The sequence below is a fragment of the Neorhizobium sp. NPDC001467 genome (genome assembly GCF_050275975.1).
In the GTDB taxonomy this organism is placed as follows: Bacteria; Pseudomonadota; Alphaproteobacteria; order Rhizobiales; family Rhizobiaceae; genus Neorhizobium.
In genome coordinates, this window is the sequence record NZ_JBNNPS010000013.1 from 13070 (window position 1) to 27163 (window position 14094).

General features: G+C 62.2%; 13 protein-coding genes. 7 read left to right on the plus strand and 6 right to left on the minus strand.

All coding sequences use genetic code 11. The features are described from left to right. Window positions 1-38: 38 nt before the first annotated feature. Window positions 39-1724, plus strand: coding sequence for a urocanate hydratase (gene hutU, locus ACQKKX_RS19055; RefSeq protein ID WP_427572920.1), 1686 nt, complete (start codon window positions 39-41; stop codon window positions 1722-1724). Window position 1725: 1 nt separating this feature from the next. Then, entirely contained in the window at window positions 1726-2283 is a 558-nt protein-coding gene (locus ACQKKX_RS19060; protein ID WP_427572922.1) for a HutD/Ves family protein, read from the plus strand. A 316-nt stretch (window positions 2284-2599) separates the two neighbouring features. On the opposite strand, the gene ACQKKX_RS19065 is transcribed toward ACQKKX_RS19060, so the two are convergent. Beyond that, window positions 2600-3517, minus strand: coding sequence for a LysR substrate-binding domain-containing protein (locus ACQKKX_RS19065; protein WP_427572924.1), 918 nt, complete (start codon window positions 3515-3517; stop codon window positions 2600-2602). A 98-nt stretch (window positions 3518-3615) separates the two neighbouring features. On the opposite strand from ACQKKX_RS19065, the gene ACQKKX_RS19070 reads away from it, so the two are divergent. From ACQKKX_RS19070 to ACQKKX_RS19085, 4 genes are all read left to right on the plus strand, one after another. Beyond that, window positions 3616-4650, plus strand: coding sequence for a YeiH family protein (locus ACQKKX_RS19070; protein WP_427572926.1), 1035 nt, complete (start codon window positions 3616-3618; stop codon window positions 4648-4650). 116 nt (window positions 4651-4766) lie between these two features. Further along, window positions 4767-5711: an ABC transporter substrate-binding protein gene (locus ACQKKX_RS19075; protein WP_427572928.1), complete on the plus strand. Its 945-nt coding sequence runs from the start codon at window positions 4767-4769 to the stop codon at window positions 5709-5711. 76 nt (window positions 5712-5787) lie between these two features. Continuing rightward, on the plus strand, window positions 5788-6561 hold the full coding sequence (locus ACQKKX_RS19080; protein WP_427572930.1) for an ABC transporter permease: 774 nt from the start codon (window positions 5788-5790) through the stop codon (window positions 6559-6561). 11 nt (window positions 6562-6572) lie between these two features. Beyond that, on the plus strand, window positions 6573-7355 hold the full coding sequence (locus tag ACQKKX_RS19085; protein ID WP_427573073.1) for an ABC transporter ATP-binding protein: 783 nt from the start codon (window positions 6573-6575) through the stop codon (window positions 7353-7355). Window positions 7356-7379: 24 nt separating this feature from the next. Here ACQKKX_RS19085 and ACQKKX_RS19090 read toward each other — a convergent pair whose 3' ends face one another. Together ACQKKX_RS19090 and ACQKKX_RS19095 are read right to left on the minus strand one after the other, a co-directional pair. Further along, window positions 7380-9212, minus strand: a complete 1833-nt coding sequence (locus ACQKKX_RS19090; RefSeq protein WP_427572932.1) for a dipeptide ABC transporter ATP-binding protein — start codon at window positions 9210-9212, stop codon at window positions 7380-7382. Between the two features lie 81 nt (window positions 9213-9293). Beyond that, window positions 9294-10490: an aminotransferase class V-fold PLP-dependent enzyme gene (locus tag ACQKKX_RS19095; protein ID WP_427572933.1), complete on the minus strand. Its 1197-nt coding sequence runs from the start codon at window positions 10488-10490 to the stop codon at window positions 9294-9296. A gap of 133 nt (window positions 10491-10623) precedes the next feature. On the opposite strand from ACQKKX_RS19095, the gene ACQKKX_RS19100 reads away from it, so the two are divergent. After that, window positions 10624-11442 (plus strand): IclR family transcriptional regulator, encoded by an 819-nt coding sequence (locus ACQKKX_RS19100; RefSeq protein WP_427573076.1) that lies wholly within the window; start codon window positions 10624-10626, stop codon window positions 11440-11442. A 16-nt stretch (window positions 11443-11458) separates the two neighbouring features. On the opposite strand, the gene ACQKKX_RS19105 is transcribed toward ACQKKX_RS19100, so the two are convergent. From ACQKKX_RS19105 to ACQKKX_RS19115, 3 genes are read right to left on the minus strand one after another with little or no spacing between them, the layout of a single operon-like run. Further along, window positions 11459-12022: a RidA family protein gene (locus tag ACQKKX_RS19105; RefSeq protein WP_427572934.1), complete on the minus strand. Its 564-nt coding sequence runs from the start codon at window positions 12020-12022 to the stop codon at window positions 11459-11461. Then, complete coding sequence (locus tag ACQKKX_RS19110) at window positions 12003-13208, minus strand: amidohydrolase/deacetylase family metallohydrolase (RefSeq protein ID WP_427572936.1); 1206 nt, start codon at window positions 13206-13208, stop codon at window positions 12003-12005. Before ACQKKX_RS19110 ends, ACQKKX_RS19105 begins: the two co-directional genes overlap by 20 nt. Window position 13209: 1 nt before the next feature. After that, window positions 13210-14088 carry an ABC transporter permease gene (locus ACQKKX_RS19115; RefSeq protein ID WP_427572938.1) on the minus strand — a complete coding sequence of 293 codons (879 nt, stop codon included), beginning with the start codon at window positions 14086-14088 and terminating at the stop codon, window positions 13210-13212. Between the last annotated feature and the right edge of the window lie 6 nt (window positions 14089-14094).

A 14094-nucleotide genomic window follows, 5' to 3' on the forward strand; every position in this document is an offset into this window, starting at 1 on the left:
TGGGCACTGAGCGCCAGAAAGACAAAGAGGGAAACACGATGACCAATCCGCGCCACAATATCCGCGACATAAGATCCCCACGCGGAAACGAACTCACCGCCAAAAGCTGGATGACCGAAGCGCCCTTGCGCATGCTGATGAACAATCTCGACCCGGACGTCGCGGAAAACCCGCATGAACTGGTGGTTTATGGCGGCATCGGCCGCGCCGCCCGCACATGGGACGACTTTGACAAGATCGCCAACACGCTGAAGACGCTGACGGAAGAGGAAACGCTGCTCGTCCAATCGGGAAAACCGGTCGGCGTGTTTCGTACCCACAAGGATGCGCCGCGCGTCCTCATCGCCAACTCGAACCTCGTGCCGCACTGGGCAACCTGGGACCATTTTAACGAACTGGATAAAAAGGGTCTGGCCATGTACGGCCAGATGACCGCCGGTTCGTGGATCTATATCGGCACTCAAGGGATCGTGCAGGGCACTTACGAAACCTTTGTCGAGGCCGGTCGCCAGCATTATGACGGCAGCCTCAAGGGCAAATGGATCCTGACTGGTGGCCTCGGTGGCATGGGCGGCGCACAGCCGCTTGCCGCCGTCATGGCCGGCGCCTGCTGCCTTGCCGTGGAATGCGACGAAACCCGCATCGATTTTCGCCTGCGCACCCGCTACGTCGATGCCAAGGCGAAAACGCTCGATGAAGCGCTTGCCATGATCGCCGAATGGACGGCAAGGGGCGAGGCAAAGTCGGTCGGCCTGCTCGGCAATGCGGCGGAAATCTTTCCCGAACTGGTCAAGCGCATGCAGGCCGGCGGCCCGCGCCCCGATATCGTCACCGACCAGACCTCGGCGCATGATCCGCGCAACGGTTACCTGCCGATCGGCTGGACCGTCGAGGAAGCAAAAGCCAAGCGCGAAACCGATCCGAAATCCGTCGAGATCGCAGCCCGCGCCTCGATGAGGGCGCATGTCGAAGCCATGGTCGCCTTCTGGGATGCCGGCGTGCCGACGCTCGATTACGGCAACAATATCCGCCAGGTCGCCAAGGACGAGGGTTTGGAAAACGCCTTCGCCTTCCCCGGTTTCGTGCCGGCCTATATCCGCCCGCTTTTCTGCCGCGGCATCGGCCCGTTCCGCTGGGCGGCCCTCTCGGGCGACCCGGAGGATATCTACAAGACCGACGCCAAGGTGAAGGAACTGCTGCCGGACAACAAGCACCTGCACAACTGGCTGAACATGGCGAAGGAACGCATCGCCTTTCAGGGCCTGCCGGCGCGCATTTGCTGGGTGGGTCTGGGTGATCGCCACAAGCTCGGCCTCGCCTTCAACGAAATGGTGCGCAACGGCGAGCTTTCAGCCCCGATCGTCATCGGCCGTGACCATCTGGATTCAGGCTCCGTCGCCTCGCCCAACCGCGAGACGGAAGCCATGCAGGACGGTTCGGATGCCGTCTCCGACTGGCCGCTGCTCAACGCCCTGCTTAACACCGCATCCGGAGCGACATGGGTCTCGCTGCATCACGGCGGCGGTGTCGGCATGGGATATTCGCAGCATTCCGGCATGGTCATCTGCGCCGATGGTTCGGAAGATGCCGACCGCCGTCTCGAACGCGTGCTCTGGAACGACCCCGCCACCGGCGTCATGCGCCATGCCGATGCCGGCTACGACATTGCGCTGGATTGCGCGAGAGAAAAAGGCCTGCGGCTTCCCGGCATTCTGGGCAACTGACGTGAAAATCCTGCGCGCCAACGATCACAAACACATGCCATGGAAAAACGGACTTGGGCAGACGGTGGAGATCGCCGTCTTTCCGCCTGCAGCAACGGTCGATACGTTCGATTGGCGCATCAGCATGGCAACGGTGTCGGAAGATGGGCCATTTTCGGTTTTCCCCGGCATCGACCGAACGCTATCGATCCTCGAAGGCACCGGCATGGAACTGTTCGTAGAAGGTCGCGAGCAGGTCCTGCTGACGCAAGCGTCGCCACCCCACCCGTTCGCAGCCGATGCCGCAACCACGGCACGGCTGGTGGATGGCGCCATCACAGATCTCAACGTAATGACGCGGCGGGGCCGGTTTTCGCACGCCGTGGAAAGGCTTGTCGCGCCGACGAAACTGGTGCCGGGCGCCGGAACGACGCTTGTTCTTTGCCATCGGGGCCGAATGGAAGCGAGACGCGGAGAGACGACGGAAACGCTTTCGGCATTGGATTGCCTGCTACTGAATGCGGAGGAAGCTCTGGAAATTTCAGGGACCGGCGAAGGTTTTCTCATTCGCCTGCGGTGAAGAAACACTGTTTGGGGGCAAGCCCCCGGCGATCTTACTCTCCAGGACGGCTATCACATATGGATCTGCGAGAGTGCGCCCAGGCGCTCTCCCCTCTACGGGGGATCCCCGGCAGGCAGAGGGGGTGACGCTGGTGCCAAAGCCGCTGTCGACCCACTTGCAGCGCCGTCGGCCTCCCACTTCTTGACATCTCCCCTAAAGGGGGAGATCGACGGAGCGCGCAGCTCTGTCTTTATTCTATGTGCAAAATCCTACCTCTTAGGGGAGATCGGCTGGGCGCAATCTCACAGCCCCCCGCCCCAAAAATCCCTCACCCTCACAACCCCATCAAACCCGCCTTGTGCTCGTCGGCCGCCGCCCGACTGATGCGCTCCAGTTCTTCCGCCGCGCGTCCCCGATGCCGTTCCTTGTGCCTCAGGACGGCAAAGCTGCGGGTCGGAAGATCGATGCCCGCCCGCACGAGAAGCCCCTGGCGCAGGAACGGCGCGGCCACCATGCCCGAGACCGCGGTCGCGCAATCGCCCGAGCGCACGGCCGACACCACCGCCTCGTTCGACGGCAGTTCCAGCATGACCGAAATGTCGCCGGGGCCGATCCCCATGCCTGCCAGCGCTTCCTCGAAGGCCGAACGCGTGCCCGATCCCTTTTCCCTAAGAACCCAGGCGGTGACGTCGGTTATATCTGCACGCGAAATGGCCCGGCCATCGCCAAACGGATGCACCGGGCTTGCCACCACCACCAGCCGGTCGGCGACGATCGGCAGCACCGACAGCGCCGGCTCGTCCACCATGCCCTCAACGAAACCGACATCGCCCAGCCCGTCGCGGATCGCATCGGCGACGGTGCGCGTATTGCCGATCGTCAGCGTCAGCGCGACGCCGGGATAGAGCCGCTTGAATTTCAGGAGGATCGGCGGCAGCCAGTACCCAGCAATCGTCTGGCTGGCAAAAACGCTGATTTCACCGCGCGCCAGCCCGCTCATGTCCGACAGCATCAGCTCGGCGCTCTTGGCGCGCGCCAGCGTCGCACGCGCCTCGCCGAGGAAGGCCCGGCCGATCGCCGTCAGCTCGATGCGCCGCCCGACCCGGTGGAACAGTTCGACCCCGTGAAACCCCTCCAACGTGCGGATGGCCGAACTCGCAGCCGACGGCGTCAGCCCCAGCGCCTGCGCACCGCGGGTCAGATGCTGGCGTTCGGCGACCGCGACGAAAATGGCAAGCTGTTCAAGTGTCACGGCAGACCGTTCTGCTTTTCCGAATGAAATATGCCGAAATATACGATGGAATTGCACGAGCGGGAAGCGCATCGTAATGCGGCAATCTGGATGTTTCGATGGCCCTCGCCACCCACACCAACCACCCGTCCTCCCGCACCCTCGTCCGCCTCGTTCCGGGCGCGCTGGCAACGCTTGCGGTGGCGGTAGCGGCGCTGCTCCTGGAGGCGCTGCAGCATCGCCTGTGGGGTGAAAGCGGGATCCCCGCGCTCGTTTTGGCCATTCTCGTCGGCATGGCGGTGCGCTCACTCGTCGACTTGCCGGCTATCGCGGAAGCCGGCATTCACTTCTGCGCCAAGACGGTGCTGGAAATCGCCGTGGTGCTGCTCGGCGCCTCGATCAGCCTGTCGGCCATCGAGGAGGCCGGAGGCATGCTGATCGCCGCCATCGCCGTCATCGTCGCCCTGTCGCTGGCCGGCAGTTACCTGATCGGCCGCCTGGGCGGGCTTTCGCCGCGCGTCGCGACGCTGGTTGCCTGCGGCAATTCCATCTGCGGCAATTCGGCGATTATCGCCGCCGCCCCGGTGATCCGCGCAGAACCGGAGGAAATTGCCAGCGCGATCGCCTTTACCGCCGTCCTCGGCGTCGCCCTCGTTCTGGTCCTGCCGCTGCTGCAGGCGCCGCTCGCGCTTGGACCATCCGATTTCGGCATTTTTGCCGGCCTCACCGTCTACGCCGTGCCGCAGGTTCTGGCGGCCACCGCCCCGGCCGGGCTCATCAGCGTCCAGACCGGTACGCTGGTCAAGCTCATCCGCGTGCTGATGCTCGGTCCGGTCGTCGCTTCGCTGTCCGTCCTTCACGGTCGCCGTTCCGGTGCCGGGCTGTGCTGGAAAAGCATGGTGCCGTGGTTCATCATCGGCTTTGCCACGCTGATGGCTTTGCGCTCGGCGGGCCTCATCCCGCAGCCCGTGCTGGGTCCGATCTCGGCCACGTCCGGCCTTCTCACCATCGTTTCGATGGCAGCCCTTGGCCTGTCGGTGGATATCAGCAGCATCCGAAAATCCGGTACACGCGTCATTGTCGCGGCGACCCTCTCGCTGGCATTTTTGTGCGGCCTCGCCCTGATCTTCCTGAAAGTTTTTGCAGCACACTGACAACGGCAAAAGCCGGCGCATTATGTATAGACAAGTCTGCGCTCCCATGCCTACTATCACTTTATAGGCAGGCAGCTGACCTGCTGAATAATGAAGCAGACAGGGGAACGAACCAGATGAAAAAGCTTGCCACCATTGCCGCCTTTGCGGCTGCTCTCATGGCCTCCACCACCGCCCGGGCCGAGACCGCCGTCTCGCTGGGCATTTCCGGCTGGACCGGTTTTGCGCCTCTGACGCTGGCCAAGGAAGCCGGCATCTTCAAGAAGAACGGCCTCGACGTCACCATCAAAAAAATCCCGCAGGGCAGCCGCCATCTGGCGCTCGCATCCGGTGATGTGCAATGCGCCGCCACAACAGTGGAAACCTGGATCGTCTGGAATGCCGTCGGCATCGAAACCACGCAGATGTTCCAGCTCTCCGTTTCCCACGGCGGCGACGGCATTGCCGTCAAGCCCGGCATCGAAAAGATCGCCGACCTGAAGGGCAAGACGATTGCCGCATCCGCACCCGGCACCTCGCCCTATTTCCTGCTGGCCTGGATTCTCGGCAAAAACGGCATGACCATGAAGGACGTCAAGGTGGTCAATCTCGAGCCGGGTCCGGCAGCCCAAGCGCTGCTCGCCGGCCAGAACGATGCCGCCATGACCTACGAGCCCTATCTGTCGAGCGTCCGCGCCGAGCCGGAAAAGGGCAAGATCATCGCCACCACCAATGATTACCCGGCCGTGCTCGACACGTTTGGCTGCACCAATGCCTTTCTGAAGGACAATCCGGATGCCGCCAAGGCGATTGCCAAGAGCTGGTACGAGGCGCTCGACATGATCAAGGCCGACAAGGAAAAGTCCTTCGAGATCATGGGCAAGGACGTCAAGCAGAGCGCCGCGCAGTTCGGTGAATCCGCCGCCTTCCTGACATGGCAGGAACGCGATGCCTCGCTGAAATTTTTCGAAACCGGCTTCAAGACATTCAACGACGAAGCGGCCGAACTTCTGCTGCAGGCAGGCGTCATCAAGGCCAAGCCTGACCTGACAAAACTCGTCGACCCGGCCTACATCAAGTAATCGGCCCGTTCAAAAATGGTTCGGAGCGCCGGGACAAAAACCGGCGCTCCCTTTCATGTTCAGCAAGGGGCGCCTCATGCAACCTCTCCAACCGATCAGTGCACGCGCGCGCGTCCTCCTCGGCATCCTGTTTTTCGTGCTGTTTTTTGCCGGCTGGTCTTATGCGACGCTCGGCGGCTTCGTCTCCCGCACCTTTCTCGCAGATCCGATCACCATGCTGCGGGATGGTTATGACCTTCTCGTCAATCAGGGTTTTGCCGTGGATATCGGCATGACCATCTGGCGTGTCGTCGGCGGTTTTGTTCTTTCGGCCATCATCGCCGTGCCGCTCGGCATTTTAATGGGCGCCTACAAGCCGATCGAGGCGCTGCTCGAACCCTTCGTCTCTTTCGCCCGCTACCTGCCGGCCTCCGCCTTCGTGCCGCTCCTCATCCTCTGGGCCGGCATCGGCGAAATGCAGAAACTGCTGGTCATTTTTATCGGCGCCGTCTTCCAGATCATTCTGATGATCGCCGTTTCCGTCGCCGGCACCCGGCGTGACCTGATGGAAGCCGCCTATACGCTCGGCGCCAGCGACAGCGGCGTCGTGCGCCGCGTGCTGATCCCGTCGAGCGCACCGGACATCGCCGAGACACTGCGCCTCGTGCTCGGATGGGCGTGGACATACGTCATCGTCGCCGAACTGATCGGCGCCTCCTCCGGCATCGGTTACATGATCATCAACAGCCAGGCACTGCTCGCTACCGGCCAGATCATCTTTGGCATCATCGTCATCGGCATTATCGGCCTCATTTCCGACTTCGCCTTCAAGAGCCTCAACAGAAAACTGTTTGCCTGGAGGCTTGCATGACGGGTGCGACCATGAGCGAACTCACCGTAAAAGACGTGTCGCGCATCTTTCCGGGCGTCCACGGCGGTAAGCCGGTAACTGCCCTGCAACCGACCGATCTCGACATCGCCAAGAACGATTTTGTCACCATTCTGGGGCCATCCGGCTGCGGAAAATCGACATTGCTTCGCATTATAGCGGGGCTGGACAAGCCGACCACCGGCACCGTCACGCTGGAAGGCAAGACGATCACCGGGCCGGGCGCCGATCGCGGCATGGTCTTCCAGTCCTACACGCTGTTTCCCTGGCTTTCGATCCGCGAAAACGTCGCCTTCGGGTTGCGCGAACGCGGCATCGGGGCGAAGGAGAAATGGGAAATCGTCGACAGCTATATCGACAAGGTGGGCCTGCGCGGTTTTGAAAACCACTGGCCGAAACAGCTTTCCGGCGGCATGCAGCAGCGCACGGCGATTGCCCGCGCGCTCGCCAACGATCCCAAAATCCTGCTCCTTGATGAACCGTTTGGCGCGCTCGACAACCAGACCCGCGGGCTGATGCAGGAATTGCTGCTCGGCATCTGGGAACGTGAACAGAAGACGGTGATATTCGTCACCCACGACATCGAGGAGGCGGTGTTCATGGCCAACCGCGTCGTGACGATGACGGCGCGGCCCGGCCGCATCAAGTCCATCACCCCCGTCGATCTGCCACATCCGCGCCATTATACGGTCAAAGCCAGCCCGGAATTTTCGGCGCTTCGGCTGAAGCTGACGGAGGAAATCCGCTCGGAAGCGATCGCCGCCGCCCACGAATGAGCGACGGCAGCGCGCGGGAAAGGCTCAGCTCTCGGCCACGAGATGGCCGGGAGAGACTTCCCTGTATTGCATCGGCACGATCTTGTAATCCACTGGCCGGATCGGGCTTTTCAGCTCCTCCACAACGGCCGAATTCTTGGTGCGCCGGCGCTCCGGATCCGGCACCGGCACAGCCGACATCAGCCGTTTCGTATAGGCGTGCTGCGGATTGCCGAACACGGACGCCCGCGGCCCGATCTCGACGATTTCACCCAGATACATCACCGCCACCCGATGGCTGACGCGCTCGACCACGGCCATGTCATGGGAAATGAACAGGAAGGCGAGGTCGAGTTCCTGCTGCAGGTCGAGCATCAGGTTGATCACCTGCGCCTTGATCGACACGTCGAGCGCCGAGACGCTTTCATCCGCGACAATGACCTTCGGTCGAAGCGCAAGGGCGCGGGCGATACAGACACGCTGGCGCTGGCCGCCGGAAAACTCGTGCGGATAACGGTTTGCCATGTCCGGCGTCAGGCCGACCTTGACCAGCATGTCGGCCACGACCTCCTTCGCCTGTCTGGCATCGCCCATCCTGTGTTCGAGATAGGGTTCGGCAATCGCCGCCCCCACCGTCATGCGCGGATTGAGCGAGGCGAACGGGTCCTGGAAGATCATCTGCACGGATTTGCGCATTTCGCGCATGTCCTTTTTGTCGAGCGCCAGCACCTCGCGACCCTCGACGAGAACGGAGCCGCCTTCCGGCTCGATCAGCCGCATGATGGCACGGCCGGTGGTGGATTTGCCGCAGCCGCTTTCGCCCACCAGCGACAGGGTTTCGCCAGCCGCCAGATCGAAGGAGACGTTTTCGACGGCATGCACGCGGCCGCTCAATTTGCCGAACAGGCCGGAATGGATGTCGAAGCGTTTGGTAAGGTTTTTCACCTGCAACACCGGCTCGCCCCTGGCCACGGTATCGACAACCTCAACGGGCGTGTCGGACTCGCCCGTCGCGGCATTGACGACCGGAAAGCGCAGCGGCCGCTGATAGGCCTGCATCGAGCCCAGCACCGGAACAGCCGACAGAAGCGCCCGCGTATAGGGATGCTGGCCGCGGTGGAAAATGTCGGCGGTATTGCCGGTTTCCACCTGTTCGCCGCGATACATCACCACGGTGCGGTCGGCGATTTCCGCAACCACGCCCATATCGTGGGTAATGAAGAGAACGGAAGTCCCCTCCTCTTCCTGCAGCATCTTGATGAGATCGAGAATCTGACCCTGGATGGTGACGTCGAGCGCGGTGGTCGGCTCGTCGGCGATCAGCAGTTTGGGCTTGGTGGCGAGCGCCATGGCGATCATCACGCGCTGGCGCATGCCGCCGGAAAAGCGGTGCGGATATTCGTCGAAACGCGAGGCGGCGGACGGGATGCGCACCTTTTCGAGAATGCGGATCGTCTCCGCCTTCGCCTCGGCCTTGCTGATCGCGTTATGCGCCAGAAGGGCTTCGGAAATCTGGTCGCCGATGGTGAAGAGCGGATTGAGGCTCGTCATCGGCTCCTGAAAGATCATCGCCACGTCATTGCCGCGCACCTTGCGCATCTGGCTTTCCGGTAGCGACAGCAACTCGCGGCCATCCAGTGTCACCCGACCCTCGATCCGGCTCATGTCAGGCTGCAACAGACGCATGATCGACAGCGAGGTGACTGACTTGCCCGAACCGCTTTCGCCGACGATGGCCACCGTTTCGGCAGGCGCGACCGTGAACGAGATGTCGCGCACGACCTGTTTCCACTTGCCCTCGACCAGGAACGAGGTCCGCAGGTTTTCCACGGACAGAACCGGATCGGCGGCGGGAATGATTTTGGCGGCGGTGTTCATCGGCGTTCCCTTGTTTTTGTGTATTGCGGGCGGAGCCTTGTTCCGCCCGGTTAGCTCTTCGTGCTCTCCGCTATCTCCCGGTCAATCCGGCCAGTTCAGCGCACCATCGAACCGATGCCGCGACAGATCCTCGATCGGCGTCGCGATGATCTCGTTCGACTCGCGCGCCTTGTCGAGTTCCTCGGCGAGACGCGATGCCACCACCGTCTCCTGTCCCGGATGCAGGTTGCACGGGTCGAGATAGAAATAATTGTGCTCCACCTCATGGTCGCGCACGATGATCGGCTGCGGGCCCTGTCGCAGTGCGGCGGCAAGATCCCACGCGGTGATATGCGCTTCCTCGGCCTTGATGATGACGCGCAGGCGGTCGAGCGGGTTGTTGGTCGGGTCTGGTTCGATCAGCGCTGTGACGCCCGGACGGTTGTCCAGCGTCTGTTTCCACAAGTTCAGGTAACCGGTCTCACGCTCCCGAATGCCGGCGTGGTCCCGCTTTTCCCACGCTTCCAGCGCCGCCATGACGCCAAAAATGCTTTCCTTGCCGACCTTCATGCCGCGGCCGATGCCCATGTTCTGCAGGAAGGCATTGCGCACCAGATCCTTGCGACCGGCAACGATGCCCGAGGTCGGGCCGCCCAGGAACTTATGGCCCGAGTAGAGCGCGATATCCGCACCCTGCTCGAGGAAGATGCGAAGGTCATATTCGGAGGCCGCATCGACGATGACCGGCACGCCCTTCGCATGGGCGATCTCGACAAATTCCTTGAGGTTCAGCAGGCCGTAATCGACCACATGGTGCGACACGACATAGACGGCGGCCGCCGTCCTGTCGGTGATGGCGTTTTCCATGTGATAGCGATGCGTCGAGGTCGATTGACCGATCATCACGACCTTGCCGCCGGCCAGCCGGATCGACTGGTCGACCGGTGCGCCATAGGAGACGACATGGCCCATCTGCACCAGAACCTCGTTCTTGTCCGTCGTGACTTCGGGCAGTCTTTCGATCGCCAGGAGATCCGGCCCGGTGATCGTTCCCGCCACCGCAAGACTGATGCCGGCCGCGCAGGACGCGGTGATGAAACCCGCTTCGCCACCCGTTAACCGGGCGATGACGGCGCTTGCCTTACGCTGCAGGTCGTTGATCTCGACGAATTGCGGCAGGATCTGCGTCATCGCCGTGATCGCTTCAGGAACGACGATCGACGCGCCGAGGCCAGTCATCGTGCCGGATACGTTGATGACCGGGCGAAGGCCGATCTGCGGGCGGATATCTTCGGGCATTGTCATTCTCCAAGTTGTAAAGCGCGCATCATGACGCGGAATTCGATTGCTCTTTGCTCGCCTATCCCATAGTAATGAAATAGGTTCTAAACGATGCGGAGACTAGGATTTGGGCAGGAAGATTTTGGCGGGCATGCTGCCCGAAGCCTCTCCCTTGGGCGATGCGACGGCGCTCGACACCGAAGCCAGGGCTAAGCGGTCGCGCGTCAGCGGCATTGATCGTGCGCTGCAGGTGATCGATCACCTTTACGAAAGCGGAGCGCCGGCCGGGGCCTATGCGATCGCCAAGGCGGTGAAGGCACCGCTGTCGACGGTCTACGTCATCATCGACGATCTGGTGGCGAAGAACATGCTGGCCCGCAATGCCGACGGCACCTTGTGGCTCGGCGCGCGGCTTTACCATTACGGTCTGGCTTACGCCCGCTCGCTCGATTTCATCAGTGTTGCCACGCACGAAATGCACGATCTTTGCCGCGAGGCCGCCGAAACCGTGCAGGTCTGCGGTCGCGATGCCGAACACATGCTGGTGCTGGCCATGGCCGATGGGCCGAGCCACTTTCAGGTCGCCTCGCGGGTCGGCACCCGTGTGCCGCTGAACTGGACGGCTTCGGGTCGCCTTCTCGTCGGCCATATGCCGGAAGCCGAACGGATCGACCTGTTCAAGCGCGGCGCGCGCATTTCCCCCACCGGCCGCGCCACCATCGACCCGACCGAACTGGCGCAGGCGGCCAAGCTCGCCTTCGATGAGCGGCTGTCGATCCAGGCAGGGGAATCCGACTATTCGGTCGCCTGCATCGCCTCGCCCATCGTCGACAACAGGGGCGATTGCGTGGCGACGATCTCCATCGTGCTTCCCGAACAGAAGGCCTTTGCCGACAAGGCCGGTTACGCCGACCGTGTGAAGGCATCGGCGGCCCGTATCGAGAAGGTAATGGGCTGGCGCAACCACTGACCGTTTTCCTCCGCCCTTAGTCGTGAAGAGCCACGATGGCTTCGATCTCGACCGTGATATTGCCGGGCAGAGAACCGAAACCGACGGCGGAACGGGCATGCTGGCCTGCCTCGCCGAACACGGCGTTGAAGAGGTCGGAACAACCGTTGATGACCTGCGGATGATCGCCGAAATCCGGTGCTGCATTGACCATGCCGAGCAGTTTCACCACGCGACGCACGCGCGACAGATCGCCCAATGCGTCATGCATGACGGCCAGCAGATTGACACCGGTGAGACGCGCATCGGAATAGGCCTTTTCCGCCGAGACCTCGGTTCCGACCTTGCCGGTATGCAGAAAACCATCTGCCTCACGCGGCCCCTGGCCCGAGAGATAGAGGATATTGCCTTCGATCACATGCGTGACGAAATTGGCGATCGGCGGTGGGGCTGGTGGCAGCTCGATGCCGAGCGCGGCAAGCCGGTCATAAGGCGTGGTCGCCGTCGCGTCGACTTTGATCGGGGACTGTGTCACGCAAACTCCTGTGTCATGCGAATGAGTTCCGGCAATTCCCACCGCCTTAACGGTAGGAATAACCATGGCTGTGGCGCACGAGCTTGCGGGCGCGTGGGATATAGCGGCTGGCGGTGATCGCCTCCGAGCCGATGACCGAATAACGCGGCTCGAACAGCTGCTTGAGCTGGGACACGTCACCATTCGAATCGGTCGCTTCCAGGTCGGAATCGACGAGATCAAACACTGTGAAATCGGCGCGCTGGCCAACCGAAAGGCGGTTTTCCATGTCGAGCTTGATGACCGCGGCTGGCGCATGCGTAACGGCATTGACCACCTTGTCGAACGGCATGCCGACCGACAGCAGCTTCGACATCGTCGTTGCCAGATCCCAGACCGGGAAATTCATCGAATGACCATGCAGGTCGGTCGAGATCGAATGCGGCAGCAGGCCGCGCGCGATCGCCGCTTCCGCCACCTTGAACGAGAAGGACGCGCCGCCATGGCCGATATCGAGGCGCACGCCTTCCGAGGCGCAACGTTCGGCGAGGTTGAACAGGTCCTCGTCTTCCATGATGGAGGAACCGGCCTTGCCGTTGAAGCAATGCGTGACGACATCGCCGGGGCCGAGGATTTCCAGAACCTCGTCATAGAGCGCCGGCGGTTCGCCGACATGCACCATCATCGGGATTTTCAGGATTTTCGCGATCTTCTTGCCGAGCTTGACCGGCGTCACGCCCCATGAGCCGGTGATGACGTGGCTGGCACGCACTTTCAGGCCGACGATATGCTCGCTGTTTTCGGCATAGCATTCGATGATGCGGTCGAGGTCGATATCACGAATATCGCGCAGTTCGGCAACGCGGTTGCAGGCAACGAGACCGATCGAACCGAGGTTCAGGAAGGCTTTGACGCGTTCCTTTGACGGCTCGATGATATATTCGCGAAAGCCGTGGAAGTTCGCTTCACCGGCGGAACCGGCATCGACCAGCGTGGTGACGCCGCGCTCTGCTCCGCATTCGGACGGACGGATCGAGATATCGGTGCCGCCATGCCAGATATGCACATGCAGATCGACCCAGCCGGGCGAGACCCAGGCGCCCTTGCCATCGACACGGCGGGCATCGGCAGGAGCCGCGATCGACTGGCCGATGGCGGTAATCTTGCCATCACCGCCGACGAGAATGTCGGTCGTGCCTGTCTGTGCGGTCGCGCCAAAAGCCATCGGCTTGACGTTGGTGAGGAGGAGCGGTGTGTTGGTTTCACCGGTCATATCAAAGGTCCCTTCGCAGTCTTGGATCGAGCATGTCCCGCAACCCGTCGCCGACCATCTGCAGCGAGAGCACGGAAAGAATGATGGCAAAGCCGGGGAAATAGGTCATCCAGTCGGCCTGCCCGATATATTGGCGGCCGGCGGCGATCATGGTTCCCCAGGTCGGAATTTCGGGGCTGACGCCAAGCCCCAGGAAGGACAGGCCGGCTTCCGCCAGCATGGCGCTGGCAAACAGGAAGGTGGCCTGAACGAGGATGGGCGACAGAAGATTGCGCAGCACATGCCGCGTCATGATGTGGAAGGTGGAGATGCCGAGCGCCTGCGCCGCCTCCACATAAGGCAGTTCGCGGATCACCAGCGTCGAGGCGCGCACGATACGGGCCAGACGCGGCGAATAGACGATCGACAGCGCCACGATGACCGTCGTCAGCGACGGCCCCAGAGCTGCCACCAGCGCGATGGCGAGCAGGATGTCCGGAAAGGCCATCATCGCATCGATCAGGCGGGCGATCGGCGTGTCCAGCCTCTGGAAGAAACCGGCGAGCAGGCCAAGCGTCACGCCGATCGCGGCCGACAGGACCACAACGGAAGCGCCGATGAGCAGCGACAGCCGCGCCGAATAGATCGTGCGGGAAAACACGTCGCGGCCGAACTCATCCGTGCCGAACCAGAACATCTCGCCCGGTGGCTTCAGCCGATTGACGATCGACAGTTTCGAGGGCGAGTAAGGTGCGATCCACGGTGCCAGCACGGCCAGCGTCACGAAGATGATCAGCACGATGAGGCCGAAGGCAACCGTCTTGCGCTTGATGAACCGCCTGAAGAATTTCGAGCTTTCGCTTGTCGCGGGTTTGGTCTCGGTAACAGCGATATCCGTCATCTGTCG

Excerpts from the sequence above, each read along its gene's own strand:
- ACQKKX_RS19075 (WP_427572928.1), top strand. The coding sequence starts at position 4,767 with ATGAAAAAGCTTGCCACCATTGCCGCCTTTGCGGCTGCTCTCATGGCC.
- hutU (WP_427572920.1), top strand. The coding sequence starts at position 39 with ATGACCAATCCGCGCCACAATATCCGCGACATAAGATCCCCACGCGGA.
- ACQKKX_RS19070 (WP_427572926.1), top strand. The coding sequence starts at position 3,616 with ATGGCCCTCGCCACCCACACCAACCACCCGTCCTCCCGCACCCTCGTC.
- ACQKKX_RS19115 (WP_427572938.1), bottom strand. The coding sequence starts at position 14,088 with ATGACGGATATCGCTGTTACCGAGACCAAACCCGCGACAAGCGAAAGC.
- ACQKKX_RS19085 (WP_427573073.1), top strand. The coding sequence starts at position 6,573 with ATGAGCGAACTCACCGTAAAAGACGTGTCGCGCATCTTTCCGGGCGTC.
- ACQKKX_RS19110 (WP_427572936.1), bottom strand. The coding sequence starts at position 13,208 with ATGACCGGTGAAACCAACACACCGCTCCTCCTCACCAACGTCAAGCCG.
- ACQKKX_RS19100 (WP_427573076.1), top strand. The coding sequence starts at position 10,624 with ATGCTGCCCGAAGCCTCTCCCTTGGGCGATGCGACGGCGCTCGACACC.
- ACQKKX_RS19080 (WP_427572930.1), top strand. The coding sequence starts at position 5,788 with ATGCAACCTCTCCAACCGATCAGTGCACGCGCGCGCGTCCTCCTCGGC.
- ACQKKX_RS19105 (WP_427572934.1), bottom strand. The coding sequence starts at position 12,022 with ATGGTTATTCCTACCGTTAAGGCGGTGGGAATTGCCGGAACTCATTCG.
- ACQKKX_RS19095 (WP_427572933.1), bottom strand. The coding sequence starts at position 10,490 with ATGCCCGAAGATATCCGCCCGCAGATCGGCCTTCGCCCGGTCATCAAC.
- ACQKKX_RS19090 (WP_427572932.1), bottom strand. The coding sequence starts at position 9,212 with ATGAACACCGCCGCCAAAATCATTCCCGCCGCCGATCCGGTTCTGTCC.